The 13,411-nt window shown below is 73.5% G+C and carries 13 protein-coding genes; 8 read left to right on the top strand and 5 right to left on the bottom strand.

Annotated elements, in window-relative coordinates:
• Nucleotides 1-312 precede the first annotated feature (312 nt).
• A complete protein-coding gene (locus tag ACFYX4_RS27420) occupies nucleotides 313-1,356 on the top strand; it encodes a LacI family DNA-binding transcriptional regulator (protein ID WP_389338801.1) in 1,044 nt (347 codons plus the stop codon).
• 30 nt (nucleotides 1,357-1,386) lie between these two features.
• Here the strand turns inward: ACFYX4_RS27420 and ACFYX4_RS27415 are convergent, their stop codons facing one another.
• Nucleotides 1,387-2,286 (bottom strand): oxaloacetate decarboxylase, encoded by a 900-nt coding sequence (locus ACFYX4_RS27415; RefSeq protein ID WP_389338798.1) that lies wholly within the window; start codon nucleotides 2,284-2,286, stop codon nucleotides 1,387-1,389.
• 199 nt (nucleotides 2,287-2,485) lie between these two features.
• Nucleotides 2,486-3,175 carry a hypothetical protein gene (locus ACFYX4_RS27410; protein ID WP_389338796.1) on the bottom strand — a complete coding sequence of 230 codons (690 nt, stop codon included), beginning with the start codon at nucleotides 3,173-3,175 and terminating at the stop codon, nucleotides 2,486-2,488.
• Nucleotides 3,176-3,253: 78 nt separating this feature from the next.
• Between ACFYX4_RS27410 and ACFYX4_RS27405 the strand changes: the two genes are divergently transcribed.
• Nucleotides 3,254-3,703, top strand: coding sequence for a VOC family protein (locus ACFYX4_RS27405; RefSeq protein WP_389338793.1), 450 nt, complete (start codon nucleotides 3,254-3,256; stop codon nucleotides 3,701-3,703).
• On the opposite strand, the gene ACFYX4_RS27400 is transcribed toward ACFYX4_RS27405, so the two are convergent.
• Nucleotides 3,689-4,363 (bottom strand): helix-turn-helix domain-containing protein, encoded by a 675-nt coding sequence (locus ACFYX4_RS27400; RefSeq protein ID WP_389338790.1) that lies wholly within the window; start codon nucleotides 4,361-4,363, stop codon nucleotides 3,689-3,691. The genes ACFYX4_RS27405 and ACFYX4_RS27400 overlap by 15 nt on opposite strands.
• Nucleotides 4,364-4,386: 23 nt before the next feature.
• Nucleotides 4,387-5,322: an AraC family transcriptional regulator gene (locus ACFYX4_RS27395; protein WP_389338787.1), complete on the bottom strand. Its 936-nt coding sequence runs from the start codon at nucleotides 5,320-5,322 to the stop codon at nucleotides 4,387-4,389.
• 80 nt (nucleotides 5,323-5,402) lie between these two features.
• Here ACFYX4_RS27395 and ACFYX4_RS27390 point away from each other — a divergent pair, with 80 nt between their 5' ends.
• On the top strand, nucleotides 5,403-6,266 hold the full coding sequence (locus ACFYX4_RS27390; RefSeq protein WP_389338783.1) for an NAD(P)H-binding protein: 864 nt from the start codon (nucleotides 5,403-5,405) through the stop codon (nucleotides 6,264-6,266).
• An 87-nt stretch (nucleotides 6,267-6,353) separates the two neighbouring features.
• On the opposite strand, the gene ACFYX4_RS27385 is transcribed toward ACFYX4_RS27390, so the two are convergent.
• Nucleotides 6,354-7,535, bottom strand: a complete 1,182-nt coding sequence (locus ACFYX4_RS27385) for a YihY/virulence factor BrkB family protein (protein ID WP_389338780.1) — start codon at nucleotides 7,533-7,535, stop codon at nucleotides 6,354-6,356.
• Nucleotides 7,536-7,664: 129 nt separating this feature from the next.
• On the opposite strand from ACFYX4_RS27385, the gene ACFYX4_RS27380 reads away from it, so the two are divergent.
• The 5 genes from ACFYX4_RS27380 to ACFYX4_RS27360 all read left to right on the top strand — a co-directional run bounded on the left by ACFYX4_RS27380 (nucleotide 7,665) and on the right by ACFYX4_RS27360 (nucleotide 13,319).
• Entirely contained in the window at nucleotides 7,665-9,299 is a 1,635-nt protein-coding gene (locus tag ACFYX4_RS27380) for an acyl-CoA dehydrogenase family protein (protein WP_389338777.1), read from the top strand.
• Between the two features lie 375 nt (nucleotides 9,300-9,674).
• On the top strand, nucleotides 9,675-10,940 hold the full coding sequence (locus tag ACFYX4_RS27375; RefSeq protein WP_389339009.1) for a GAF domain-containing protein: 1,266 nt from the start codon (nucleotides 9,675-9,677) through the stop codon (nucleotides 10,938-10,940).
• Between the two features lie 249 nt (nucleotides 10,941-11,189).
• Nucleotides 11,190-12,494, top strand: coding sequence for a hypothetical protein (locus ACFYX4_RS27370; RefSeq protein ID WP_389338774.1), 1,305 nt, complete (start codon nucleotides 11,190-11,192; stop codon nucleotides 12,492-12,494).
• Between the two features lie 17 nt (nucleotides 12,495-12,511).
• Entirely contained in the window at nucleotides 12,512-13,084 is a 573-nt protein-coding gene (locus tag ACFYX4_RS27365) for a GNAT family N-acetyltransferase (RefSeq protein ID WP_389338771.1), read from the top strand.
• Between the two features lie 151 nt (nucleotides 13,085-13,235).
• Nucleotides 13,236-13,319: a putative leader peptide gene (locus ACFYX4_RS27360; protein ID WP_389339007.1), complete on the top strand. Its 84-nt coding sequence runs from the start codon at nucleotides 13,236-13,238 to the stop codon at nucleotides 13,317-13,319.
• Nucleotides 13,320-13,411 lie beyond the last annotated feature (92 nt).

The raw sequence follows: 13,411 nt of genomic DNA, 5'->3' as shown, positions 1-13,411 counted from the left end.
GAGCGCACGAATCACGCCATCGGGGGACACAGGGAGAACACAGGCGGAACACGGCGGGGGTGCGGGGCGAACACAGACGAGCACCGGCGAGCACCGGCGAACATAGGGGCCTCGACCCGTCACAACGGACCGACCGGCGTCTTCCCGCCGTTTCCCCGTCGTCTGCCCGTGTCTTCCCGCCGTCTTCCCGCCGCGCTGGGGCGCACCTAGGATAGCAAGCGCTTTCTGCGAGCCGTCGGGTCAGGATCGGCTCCCGAAAGGGCGGTGGTCGAACTTTCGCTGGCCTCGGGCGGGCCGGAGAGGTGGTTCCCGATGGTCCGCACGGGCAGTGCGAGCGTGACGGCCGGACCGACCCTGGCGGTCGTGGCACGCGAGGCGGGCGTGTCCGTGCCGACCGCCTCCAAGGTGGTCAACGGCCGTGAGGACGTGGCTCCCGAGACCCGGCGCCGGGTCATGGAGGCGCTGGACCGGCTCGGCTATGTGCGCAGACCGCGCTTCGACGCGACGAAACCGCCCCGGCTGGTCGACCTCGTCGTGCACTCGCTGGACAGTTCCTCGTCGGGCGCGGTGCTGCACGGGGTGGAGGAGGCGGCGCACGAAGCGGGTCTGGACGTGGTCGTCTCGGCCGCGCCGGCCCGCACCAGGGCGGGCCGTCCGCAGCGCGGCTGGCTGGACAAGCTCACCGTCCGGGGCTCGGCCGGAGTCCTTTTCTATCTGGCCGAGTTGACGCAGTCCCAGTACGCCTGGCTGGAGCAGCACCGGATACCGTTCGTCGTGATCGATCCGGTGGTCGAGCCGCCGCCGGGGGTGGTGTCGGTGGGCGCGGCCAACTGGCAGGGCGGTGTGACGGCGACCGAACATCTGCTGGCCCTCGGTCATGAGCGGATCGCGGTGATCGCCGGGCCGCGCCGCCGGATGTGCAGCAACGCCCGGATCGCGGGCTACCGTTCGGCCCTGGCGTCGGCGGGCCTGGTCCACCGCCCCGAGTACATCCGCCACGGCGGTTTCGACGAGTCCATCGCCCGCCGCCACATGCGCGACCTCCTCGATCTGCCCGCGCCGCCTACGGCCGTCTTCACCTGCTCCGACCGTCAGGCCCTCGGCGTCTACGAGGCGCTGGCGGAACGGGAGTTGAAGGTCCCGGACGACGTCAGCGTGGTCGGTTTCGACGACCTGCCCGAGTCGCGCTGGACCGCCCCGGCCCTGACCACCGTCCGCCAGCCGCTCGCGGAGATGGCGGCGACGGCGCTACGGCTCCTGGTGCGGATGATGGACGGCGACCGCCCGGAGGGGACGCGGACGGAGCTGTCGACGCGGTTGGTGGAACGGGCGAGCACCGGGGCTCCCCGGGACTGAACTCCCCTGCCCCGGGCCCGGATCGGGCGTTCACGGCTGGGTCAGCGTCCACTCCCGCTCGCGCGCCCGTTCCCGCGCCGGGGCCGAAGTCGAGCGCAGCCGCGCGATGTTGCCCTCCAGCAGCCGGGTGGCCGTGCGGACGCCGACGCCCACGGTGTCGTCCACCTCGGGGAGGCGGCCGTCGGCACGCTTCAGTTCGGTGAGGGCGGAGTGCATCGCCTCGTGGGCGGCGAACAGGCAGGGGGTGCTGTAGATCGCGACGTCGACGCCGAGGTCGGTGAGTTCGCCGAGGGAGAGGCGCGGGGACTTGCCGCCGGCGATCTGGTTGAAGAGGAGGGGCTTGTCGCCGACCACGCCCCGGATGCGGCCGATCCACTCCACGCTGCGCACCCCGTCGACCAGGACGACGTCGGCGTCCGTGGCCGCGAGGGCCTCGGCGCGGTGCAGGATGTCGGCCTCCTCGGTGGCGTCCGTGCGGGCGACGACGACCAGGTCACGGCGAGTGGCGAGGACCAGCTCCAGTTTCGCGAGGTACTCCGGCAGCGGCAGCACCTGCTTGCCGTCGGCGTGCCCGCAGCGGCGCGGCCGCTTCTGGTCCTCCAGGATCACGCCGGACGCCCCCGCGCGCTCCAGGCCCTCCACCACATGGCAGGCGACCTCCGGATCGACGTAGCCGTCGTCGATGTCGACCAGCAGATGGTGACCGGGGAACGCGCCCCGCAGCCGCTGGACGAACGCCATCATGTCCGGCCAGGCGATGAAACCGATGTCGGGCAGCCCGTAGTGGGAGGCCGCGAAGCCGAAGCCGGAGACGAACAGCGCGTCGTAGTGCTGCGCCGCGATCGACGCCGAGTACATGTCGTACACGCCGATCAGCGGGGTCGTGCCCGGTCCGGCGATCCGCTCGCGCAGCTTGGTCCCGTAAGTCAACGTCCGGCTCCTCCTGCCGTGCCTGCCATGCCTGCCGTGCCTGCCGGCCTGCCGATGGGACAGCAGGATCGCCGGGGCGCGGGGGCGCGCCGTGGTCGAGCGGTGCTCGCTCACCCCGATGGCGGAACCGGTTCACCGCAGAAACGTCACCCCGGGCCGCCCGGCCGGTACGGCGGCTCAGCCGCCCGCGTTGTGCGTCTCAGCCGCCCACGCCGACGTCGTTGCGCGGTGCTCCGTCACCCTCCGACGGCAGGTCTCCCCTCTCCACCGGGGTGGTCGCCGCCGGTCCGGATCCCTCGGGGGCGGGCGGGAGGAGGGCGTCGAGTTCGTCGGCGGAGGGGCGGTGGACGCCGTGGGCGGCCTCGCGGAGGACGTCCCGGGGGACGCCCGTGCCGCCGACGCGGATGACGAACTCCTGCCTCGCCACGGTGTATTCGGTGCGCCCGCCGGTGCTGCGGTACCAGGCCTCGCCGTCGCGGACGCAGGGAGCGGAGGTGCCGGACGGTCCGCTCGGCGACCCGGCGGGTGCCTGGTTCGCGCAGTCGTCCGCCGTCATCGCGGCGCGGTCGACCATGAGTTGGAGCTGGGTGCCGTCCTTCGGGGAGACGTACGTCGCGGAGAAGCCGTCGTCGCCGATCACGCCGACGGACTGCTGGGCGAGGGTGTAGCCGGGGGCCTCGACGGCGTACACCGCCTCGGGGGCGATGCCCAACGCCTGCGCCCGGGAGTTGAGTTCGGCGGGATCGGCGGGATCGGCGGGATCGGCGGTGGCCGCGGCGCCTGCGGTGCTCGTAGCGCCCGCGGTGCCCGCGTCCTCGGTGCCGCAGGCTGTGAGGAGGAGCGGGAGCAGCAGCACGGCGGGCAGGGCGAGGCGTCCGGTTCGGCTCATTCGGTCATCCTGCCGCACAGGTGTTCCAGGAACGACGGCTTTCCGGTGGTGGGGCGCGCACCCCTCGGGCGGCCGCTGATGTCCGTTTCCTTCAAGACCGGGTCGTCGGACGCCGCCTACGGTGGGCGCATGACTCCACGATTTGATGCCATCGGCCTGGTCGTCTCCGACATGGCCGCCTCCGTCGCCTTCTACCGCCGGCTCGGGTTCGCCTTCCCCGAGGGCTCCGAGCGTGAGCCGCATGTCGAGGCCGAACTTCCCGGCGGGCTGCGGCTGTTGCTCGACACCGAGGACGTCGTCCGGTCCTTCCACCCCGAGTGGCAGGCCCCCGCCGGGGGCGGTCGGCACTCCCTCACCCTGCGGTGCGACGGGCCGGGCGAGGTCGACGCGGTGTACGAGGAGCTGGTGGGCGCAGGGTACGAGGGCGAGTTGAAGCCGTGGGACGCGGTATGGGGGCAGCGGTACGCCGTCGTGCACGACCCTGACGGCAACGGCGTCGACCTGTTCGCGCCGCTAGCGCAGCAGTAGGTCCGTCAGCGTCATCCCGCTCAACTCCCTGACGTCGCGGGCGAAGTGGGACTGGTCGGCGTAGCCGGCGCGGGTCGCCGTGTCCGCATACGGCACACCCCGTCGGGCCAAGGAGAGGGCGCGCTGGAGGCGCAGGATCCGGGCCAGGGTCTTCGGGCCGTAGCCGAAGGCGTTCAGCGAGCGGCGGTGCAACTGGCGTGCCGTCAGTCCGAGTTCGTCGGCGGTGGCGGCCACCGGGCGGCCCTCGGCGAGGGCGGTGACGAGGCGGCGCAGTTCGTGGTCGGGCGGGGCGGTCCGTTCCAGCGCGAGGTCCTCCAGTGCCGTCGCCGGGTGCGGGGCCGCCTCGATGCGGGCGCGCAGCCGTCGTACCTCGGCGCGCGGCCACAGCTCGGCCAACTCCACGCGCCGGTCGCGCAGTTCGTGGGCCGGCACGCCGAGGAGGGCGGGCGCGGCACCGGGGAAGAAGCGCAGACCGGCCCAGGACGCGGACGGGCCGTCGGGCAGGTAGGCCCGGGTGTCGGGACCGGCGACCAGCAGCCTGCCCTCGTTCCACAGCAGGTCCATACAGCCGTCCGGCAGCACCGGCCGCGCGTCGGCGCCCACCGGGGCGTTCGTCCACACCACCGCGCCGGCCAGCCGCGAGGGGCGTTCCTGGTACACGTGGCCAGGTTACGCCGGGGGTGTTACGCCGCCCGTGTCCGGTGGTCCTGAGGGCTGCGGCCGTAGACGCGTTTGAAGGCGCTGGACAGGGCGAACGCGCTGCCGTAGCCGACCTGGCGGGCGATCGCGGCGATCGTGTCGTCGGTGTCGCGCAGCAGGTCGGCGGCGAGGGCGAGGCGCCAGCCGGTGAGGTACGTCATCGGGGGTTCGCCGACGAGCTCGGTGAAGCGGCGGGCCAGGCCGGCCCGGGAGACGCCGGCCTTCGCGGCGAGCGACGCCACCGTCCAGGGGTGGGCCGGGTCGTCCTGGGCGAGGCGCAGGACGCGGCCCACCACCGGGTCGGCCATCGCCCGGTACCAGGCGGGGGCCGCCGCCTCCGGGCGGGAGAACCACGCCCGCAGCGCGGCGATGACCAGCAGGTCCAGCATGCGGTCGAGGACGACCTCCTGGCCCGGCTCGTCGCGGGCGATCTCCTCCATGAGCAGCGGGGTGAGCGGGCACTGCCACACGTCGTCGGTGAGGGACAGCAGCGGCGGCAGCGCGTCCAGCAGACGGCCGTTGATCTCGCCCTCCATGGTGTACGTGCCGATCAGCACCACCGTGGATCCGTCGAGACGGTCGCCCCAGGCGCGGACGCCGAGGTCCATGGAGCCGTTGAGGGACCGGCCGTCGGGGTAGGCACACTCGCCGCCCGGCAGGACCAGGGCCTGCGGGGCGGTGGCGGGGTCGTCGGCGCAGGTGTACGCGCCGGGGCCGCGCGCGATGGCGAGGTCGCCGGCGGTCAGCCGGATCGGCTCGCCCTCGTCGGGCATGACCCAGCCGTCGCCCCGGACCATGAGCATCACCGTCAGCGGGGCCCGGTCCTCCACCCGCACCGCCCACGGCGGGTCGAAACACGCACGGATCATGAAGGCGCCACGCGCGCGTGGGCCCTCCAGCAGGCCTGCGAGAGCGTCCATGGCGTCAGCGTAGACGCGCGCTTATGGGAATGAGCCGTTCAGCGATGGGCGCGGGCGGCGGGCGGCAGTTGACTTGAGCCATGACACGGAACACGGCGCAGGACACGGTGCGGGACTCGGTGCGGGACATGACGGTGGTGGTGACCGGTGCGACCGGTCGTACGGGCAGGCGGGTGGCGCGGGCCGCGGAGGCCGCCGGGCTCACGGTGCGGGCCGCCTCGCGGGCGACGGGCTTCGACTGGGGGTCCCCGTCGACGTGGGCGGACACGCTGCGCGGCGCGGACGCGGCCTACCTGGCGTACCCGACGGACGTCGGCGCCCCGGAGGCCGCCGAGGCGGTCGGCGCGCTCGCGCGGGAGGCGGTCGGGCTCGGCGTACGGCGGCTGGTGCTGCTGTCGGCGCGGGGGGAGGAGCGGGCGCGGCCGACGGAGGACGCGCTGCGGGCGTCCGGGGCAGACTGGACCGTCGTGCAGGCGGCGTGGTTCGCGCAGAACTTCAGCGAGGGGCCGCTGGTGGAGGAGCTGCGGCTCGCCGGGGAGCTGGTGTTCCCCGCCGGGGAGGAGGTGCGGGAGCCGTTCGTCGACGTGCGGGACATCGCGGACGTGGTGGTGGCCGCGCTGACGTCGGGCGGGCGGTACGTGGGGCAGGACATCGACGTGACCGGGCCACGGCTGCTGACCTGGGGCGAGGCGGTGGCGGAGGTCGGGGCGGCGGCCGGGCGTCCGCTGACGTACCGGGCCGTGCCCGTGCGGGAGTACCGGGAGCGGCTGGTGGGGTTCGGGGTGCCGGCGGAGGAGGCGGACTTTTTGGTGGAGCTGTTCGAGGAGCTGCTCGACGGCCACAACGCGAGGGTCTCCGACGGGGTGCGGGAGGTGCTTGGGCGTGAGCCGCGGGACTTCTCGGAGTTCGTCAAGGGGGCGGCTGGGGTGGGGGCTTGGAGCTGAGTTCTACATGTGCGGGTTGTGGGGGGCTGGGCGCGCAGTTCCCCGCGCCCCTTGGGGGTGGGCCTCAGCCGGGGTGCGTCGCTGGGGTTACTTCTCTGGGGGTGGGGGTTCCTCGCCGTTCAGGGACGGGGGTTTGGGGGAGGTCTTCGCGTGGGTGCGGAGGCGGCCTGTCACGTCTTCCGGGGGGAGGAAGCGGGACCAGCGTTCGGGGAACTCGGAGGGGATGTCCGGGTCGTCGGGGTCGTCCTCGTGCTGGCGGGCCGCGGCCAGGCGGGCGACGTACTCGGCGGCCTCCTCCTCGCGGAGGCGCTCGTTGGCCGCGCGGGCGGCGGCGGTGGCGGCGGCCGGCCAGACGCGGTCGATCGCGGCGTTGACGGCGGCCCCGACGAGGACCGCGAACGCGGAGACACCGATCCACAGCAGCACGGCCACGGCGGCGGCGAGGGAGCCGTAGATGGTGGCGCCCTCGATGGTGTTCTGGAGGTAGATGCGGAGCAGGAAGCTGCCGAAGACCCACATCGCGAGGGCCACCAGCGCGCCGGGCACGTCCTCGATCCACGGCGAGCGCACGGGCACGGACACGTGGTAGAGCGTGGTGAGGAAGGCGATCGACAGGACGATCACGACAGGCCAGTAGAGGACCTGGACCACCGTCGTCGACCAGGGCACGATCCGCACGACGGCGTCGGGCCCGGCCACCATCAGCGGCAGCGCGACGGAGCCGATCAGCAGGGCGGCGATGAACAGCAGGAACGCCACCAGCCGGGTCTTGACGATGCCGCGCACGCCGTCGAGGCCGTACATGACGGTGATCGTGTCGATGAAGACGTTCACCGCGCGCGAGCCGGACCACACGGCGAACAGGAAGCCTATCGAGATGACGTCGGGACGGCCGCCCTTCATCACGTCGTCGAGGATGGGCTGGGCGATCTCGGCGACGCCCTTGTCCGACAGGACCGTGCGCGAGGCGTCGAGGAGGTTGGCCTCCAGGCTGCTGATGGTGTCGGTGCCGGTCCAGTCGTCGACGTAGCCGAGGAGGCCGATGAGGCTGAGCAGCAGCGGCGGCACGGACAGCAGGGTGAAGAAGGCGGCTTCCGCGGCGAGACCGAGGATGCGGTACTCGATGCAGGAGTTGACGGTGTCCTTCAGGAGCAGCCAGGCGGTCCTGCGCTTGGAGACGTTGCGGTAGAGGGCACGCGCTCGGTGGAGACGCCCGGCGAGGGCCTCGGGGTGCTCGGAGTGCTCGGGTGGCTGACTGGCTGGCTGCACGCCATAAAGGTATCCGCCGTACGAGACGGTACTCACCTCCGGTGGGCCCCGGTCGCGCCCGCGGCGGGCCCCGTGAGGCCGAGCGTGTCCGGTGGTCATGACCTGCGTACCCGGGGGTACGTTCGCGGTATGGCAGGCAGCACGCACACCGTGACCAACCAGCCCCCGCCCCTGCTGGGGTACGACGTCTACGGCGCCGATCAGGCACTGGCGGCGGCCGTGGAGCGCCACCTCGATCCGGAGCTGCTCGACGAGGCGCGCGGCGAGCTGTCGGCGCTGGGGCGGGCGGCCGGGTCGGCGCAGCTGCACGAGTGGGCGATCCAGGCCAACGAGAACCCGCCGACCCTGCGCACCCACGACCGCTACGGCGAACGTGTCGACGAGGTGGACTTCCATCCGGCCTGGCACCGGCTGCTCGGCAAGGGCGTCGGGGCCGGTCTGACCTCGGCCTGGGCGCGGCCGGGCGGGCATGTGCGGCGGGCCGCCGCTTTCGTCGTGTGGACGCAGGTCGAGGCGGGGAACTGCTGCCCGCTGTCGATGACCCACGCGGCCGTGCCCGCCCTGCGCGCCGATCCGGAGCTGGCCGCCGAGTGGGAGCCCCGGCTGACGTCGACGATCTACGAGCGTGAGCTGCGGCCTGCCGGGGCGAAGGCGGGCGCGCTGTTCGGGATGGGGATGACGGAGAAGCAGGGCGGCAGCGACGTCCGGGCCAACACGACGTCCGCGCGGGCGCTCGCCGAGGACGGCACGTACGAGCTGACCGGGCACAAGTGGTTCTGCTCGGCGCCGATGTCGGACGGCTTCCTGGTGCTGGCCCAGGCCTCCGGCGGGCTGACCTGTTTCCTCGTGCCCCGGGTCCTGGCGGACGGCGGCCGTAACCGGTTCCACATCCAGCGGCTCAAGGACAAGCTCGGCAACCGGTCGAACGCGTCCGCCGAGGTCGAGTTCGACGGGACGTGGGCGCGGCGGGTGGGCGAGGAGGGGCGCGGGGTGCGGACCGTCATGGGGATGGTCGCGGCGACCCGGCTCGACTGTGTGCTGGGCTCGGCGGGGCTGATGCGGGCGGCCGTCACGCAGGCCGCCCACCACTGTGCGCACCGGGAGGCGTTCGGCGGGAAGCTCCTCGACAAGCCGCTGATGCGCAACGTCCTGGCCGATCTCGCGCTGGAGTCGGAGGCGGCGACGACGCTAGGGCTGCGGCTCGCCGCGGCCTACGACGACGGCGGCGAGCAGGAGCGGGCGCTGCTGCGGATCGCGGTGCCGACGGCCAAGTACTGGGTGACCAAGCGCTGTACGCCGATGACGGTGGAGGCGTCCGAGTGTCTGGGCGGCAACGGCTACGTCGAGGAGTCGGGGATGCCGCGGCTGGTGCGGGAGTCGCCGCTGAACTCGATCTGGGAGGGCGCGGGCAACGTCCAGGCGCTGGACGTGCTGCGGGCGTTGCGGCGGGAGCCGCAGGCGCTGAACGCCTACCTCCAGGAGGTGGGGCGGGCGCGGGGCGCCGATCACCGGCTGGACGCGGCGATCAAGGACCTGTTGACCGAACTGGCCGATCTGGAGGGCGCGGAGGCGCGGGCCCGGCGGCTGACCGAGCGGTTCGCGCTGGTGCTCCAGGGGTCGCTGCTCGTGCGGTTCGCGCCGCCGGAGGTGGCGGACGCGTTCTGCGCCTCGCGGCTGGGCGGCGACGGGGGCGCCGCCTTCGGCACGCTGCCGCACAGCCTGGACCTGGAGGCGATCGTGGAACGGGCCCGGCCCGTGCTCTGAGGCGACGACGGCGACGGCGACGGCCACGCGAACGACGACGACGAAGGCCACGCGAGCGGGGTGGTGCCGCGAGCGGGGGTGGTGCCGCGCCGACACGGCACCACCCCCGCGGCGATGGCCCTGCGAGGCCAGGAGCGCCGCTCGGGACGGCGTGGCACAAGTTTCAACCACCGGGTGCGTGGCGGCCAGGGTTGCAGGGGGTTGCAACCTGTCGGCCGCTGAGTCGGCCACGGTGAGCGGACTGTGCCCCTCCGTCACCGGCGGACGGCAGTATGGGACCTTCAGCAAGACCGGAAACAGTCGCCCGGAGCGCTTGACATCCTCCGGTCCGGCGACCGTGTGCTCCCCGGGGAGGCCCCAGTGGCGAAGCCGCCGATGAACGTGCCGCGGCTCGCGGCCGTCGACGCCGCGCGGGCGGCGCGGCTGCTCAGCGAGGTGCGCGACGCCCGGCTCGCCGGTCAGCCGGCGCGGATCGCGCCCCGGCCGGTGATCGAACAGTCCTGGCAGCGGATGCTGCGCGGCGGGGTCGATCCGGAGCACGACTTCAGGACCGCGCTGCTCAGTCCGGAGGAGGTGCGGCGGCGGCGCGAGGAGTCACCGCTGCGGGAGGTGCTCCCGGTGCTGCGCGAGGGCCTGTTGTCGGTCGCGGACACCGCCCACCACATCATGATCGTCGCGGACGGGGAGGGGCGGGTGCTGTGGCGGGAGGGCTGTTCCCCGGTGCTGCGCAAGGCCGACGGGCTGGGTCTCGAACTGGGCGCGGACTGGCGGGAGGACGTCGTCGGCACCAACGGCGTGGGCACCCCCGCGGTGGTGCGGCGGCCCGTGCAGGTGTTCGCGGCCGAGCACTTCGCGCGTTCGCACACCGCGTGGACGTGTGCCGGGGCCCCGATCACCGACCCGCGTGACGGCCGGCTGCTCGGAGTGGTCGACGTCAGCGGGCCGTTGGAGACGATGCATCCGGCCACGCTCGCCTGGGTGGACGCGGTGGCGAAGCTGGCGGAGGCCAGACTGCGGGAGCTGCACGTGAGTTCGCTGGAGCGGCTGCGCGCGGTGGCGGCGCCGGTGCTGGCCCGGCTGGGCGGCCGGGCGGCGGCGGTGGACGGGGACGGCTGGACGGCGGCCGTGACGGGGATGCCGTACGTGCGGCGGATCGCGTTGCCCAAGTCGCCCTCGCCGGGGCGTCGGTGGCTGCCGGCGCTGGGGCTGTGCTCGGTGGAGCCGCTGGACGGGGGCTGGTTGGTGCGGTCGGTGGACGGGGCGGCCGAGCCGGCGCCGGCCGGCGGCGCGCGGATCGTGCTGGATCTGTCGCGGGCGCACCGCTGGTCGCTGACGGTGACCGGTCCCGCGGGCGCCTGGTCCCACGAACTCAGCCCTCGGCACGCCGAGTTGCTGTACCTGTTGGCGGTGCACCGGGGCGGTCGCAGCGCCGCGGACCTGGCGGAGGACGTGTTCGGCGACCGGGGACGCACGGTGACGGTACGCGCCGAGATGTCACGGGTGCGACGGTACCTGGGCGGCCTGCTGGACCACCGCCCCTACCGCTACCGCGACGACGCGGAGGTCGACGTACTGCTCCCGGAGGACCGGGGGATGCTGCTGCCGCATTCGACGGCACCGGCGGTGACGGGGGCACGGTGACGGGGGCACGGTGACGGGGGCATGGTGAGGGGGGCACATGTGCCCGGACGACGGATTTCGTGTCCCGAGGCGGTCCCGACCGTGCGTTCCGTGTCCTGAATCGACTTATGTCGCCGCGTCTTTGCTGCATTGTGAGGTCTTCGTCCCGGGCGCGAGCCGGCTGTCGTAGCATCCCCTACGGGTCACCCCACCTGTTCCTCGGTCAACGTACGGATCGTGCGGAGCAGTTGGCCCGCCTCGGGAGGACGAATGAAGCAACGCGGCCGACATCGCCGGCGCAGGCGGGGAAGAGCGGTGCGGGCGTTCCTGACGGGAACGGCTCTCGCGCTCACCGCCGCCGCCACCATGATCAGCGCCTCCCAGGCCACGGTCACCGGCGACCCCGGGGCGTTGAAGCCGCTCACGGCGGCCGCCGACACCGACGCGCTGCGGCTGACGGAGGACCCCGTGCCGCGGGCCTCCTTGGACCGGCTCGCCGCCGAGATGGGCCCGCCGGTCGGCGTCGGCACCGTGCTCGGCGGCGCCGACCGCGTCCTGCGCGACTCGGTCGACTGCACGGCCGCCGAGCGCGAGGCGCTGCCCGTGTCTCCGACGGCGGCGCGCGCCTACTGCTGGAACACCGACGACACCCAGGGCTGGCGGCCCGGCGCGGTCACCACGTCCGGCGACGCCGACGACGACGGCCTGTGGGGAGCGCACCGCGTGGTCCTCTCCGGCTGGTCGCGCGCGTCCGGCCCGACGCCCGACCGCGGCCTGGCCCGGATCGCGCTGGTCGACGCGGGCAACCTGAACCGTCTCACCTACAGCTGGGCGCTCCTCGCCGTCCCGGTCGACGGCGGACGCGACTACCGCGGGCTCGTCTCGCAGGTCTCCGGCATGGTCTGGTACCAGAACAAGCTGCTGGTCACCACCGACGACGGGGACCGGGCGGCGCTCTACGTCTACGACATGAACCGCATCCACCGCGCGACCGTCGCCGGTGAGGCGATCGGACGGGTGCCCGGCGGCTGGTCGGCGCACGGCGCCCGGTACGTCCTCCCGGCCGTGGCCGTCTACCGGGCGGCCGGGGGCGCGGACGCCCCGCACCCCGCCGCCGTCTCCCTCGACCGCAGCACCACGCCGGACACCCTGGTCGCCGGGGAGTGGACCCTGGACGGCTCGGACCAGGGCGCGCGGCTGTGGCGGTACGCCCTGGACCGGGACCCGGGCCGCGCCGGCCTCCTCGCCCCGGACGCCTCCGGGCAGGTCCGGGCGACACAGGCGTACCGGACGAAGCTGAGCGGGGTGCGCGGAGTGCTGGCGTACCACGGAGCCTGGTACCTGACCCGCGACGCCGATGACGGCGAAGGCGACGGCGACGGGCCCGGGACGATGTGGCGGCAGGACACGGAGGGGGCCCGCGCCGCCCGCTGCGGCGCCGCGGAGTCGCGTGCCTGCTGGAGCCCCGGGACCGAGTCCCTCTCCTACGCGGAGGCGTCCGGCGAGGTGTGGGCGCAGTCGGGCCGCACGCTGTTCTCGCTGCCGCTGGCCTCCATCGACAGATCAGCGGAGTAGATGGTTCCCTGACCTGCATGACGCACATCCCCGTGACCACCTGGTCCCTGGAGCAGACCGCGCAGAGCGACCTGCTGCCGGCCGCCGCGCCCGAGGGCGACGTCCGGATCGTCCGCTCCGAGGTGCCCTCGCCCGAGTTCAGCCGTTTCCTGTACGCGTCGGTCGGCGGCGACATCCGCTGGATCGACCGGCTCGGCTGGAGCCACGCGCGGTGGCAGGAGCACCTGGACCGGCCGGGCGTGGAGACCTGGGTCGCCTACGAGCGGGGCACGCCCGCCGGTTACGTGGAGTTCGAGCCGCAGGACGACGGCGTCGTGGAGATCGCCTACTTCGGGCTGATCCCGGCCTTCCGCGGGCGGCGGATCGGCGGGCACCTGCTGTCGTACGGCGTGGCCCGCGCCTGGGACCTCGGGGAGCGTCGTCCGGGGCTGCCGCCGACCAAGCGGGTGTGGCTGCACACGTGCAGCAAGGACGGTCCGTACGCGATGGACAACTACCTGCGCCGGGGTTTCCGGCTGTTCGACACGAAGGTCGAGGAGGAGCGGGAGGTGGCCACGCCGGGCCCCTGGCCTGGTGCGTTCCCCGCCTGACCCCGGCCTCCATATCCCGGCTGACCTGCGCGGACAAGCCGCCGCGCACGGCATGTGACCGACGACACTCTTGTCTCAGACTTCGGGACCAGGGTGTCCGCATGGCGGACGAAGCTGGACTCTGTCCAGATCGCCGTGACACGCTTTCGCCATGCCTGGAACTGGAATTGCCTTGGTGAGTCGGCGGCACGTCGACCTCGGCCGCATGTCCAGCGCCATCTGTCGCGTGAGCTGAGAGCCCCAGCTCCGCCGACATCCCCTGCCTTCCGCCCTCCCTCCCGCGCAATGACGCGCATTTCCCCATGCGCCCGTATGCGCAGGTCAGAG

It is taken from the genome of Streptomyces sp. NPDC002328, assembly GCF_042890065.1.
GTDB lineage: Bacteria > Actinomycetota > Actinomycetes > Streptomycetales > Streptomycetaceae > Streptomyces.
The sequence above is the reverse complement of the archived record's forward strand: the minus strand, read 5'-3'. Positions and strand labels throughout refer to the sequence as shown.

Bases quoted from the DNA above. Each gene is read 5' to 3' on its own strand.
- ACFYX4_RS27420 (WP_389338801.1), top strand. From the start codon at position 313: ATGGTCCGCACGGGCAGTGCGAGCGTGACGGCCGGACCGACCCTGGCG.
- ACFYX4_RS27410 (WP_389338796.1), bottom strand. From the start codon at position 3,175: ATGAGCCGAACCGGACGCCTCGCCCTGCCCGCCGTGCTGCTGCTCCCG.
- ACFYX4_RS27405 (WP_389338793.1), top strand. From the start codon at position 3,254: ATGTCCGTTTCCTTCAAGACCGGGTCGTCGGACGCCGCCTACGGTGGG.
- ACFYX4_RS27395 (WP_389338787.1), bottom strand. From the start codon at position 5,322: ATGGACGCTCTCGCAGGCCTGCTGGAGGGCCCACGCGCGCGTGGCGCC.
- ACFYX4_RS27390 (WP_389338783.1), top strand. From the start codon at position 5,403: ATGACACGGAACACGGCGCAGGACACGGTGCGGGACTCGGTGCGGGAC.
- ACFYX4_RS27380 (WP_389338777.1), top strand. From the start codon at position 7,665: ATGGCAGGCAGCACGCACACCGTGACCAACCAGCCCCCGCCCCTGCTG.
- ACFYX4_RS27375 (WP_389339009.1), top strand. From the start codon at position 9,675: ATGAACGTGCCGCGGCTCGCGGCCGTCGACGCCGCGCGGGCGGCGCGG.
- ACFYX4_RS27370 (WP_389338774.1), top strand. From the start codon at position 11,190: ATGAAGCAACGCGGCCGACATCGCCGGCGCAGGCGGGGAAGAGCGGTG.
- ACFYX4_RS27365 (WP_389338771.1), top strand. From the start codon at position 12,512: ATGACGCACATCCCCGTGACCACCTGGTCCCTGGAGCAGACCGCGCAG.
- ACFYX4_RS27360 (WP_389339007.1), top strand. From the start codon at position 13,236: ATGCCTGGAACTGGAATTGCCTTGGTGAGTCGGCGGCACGTCGACCTC.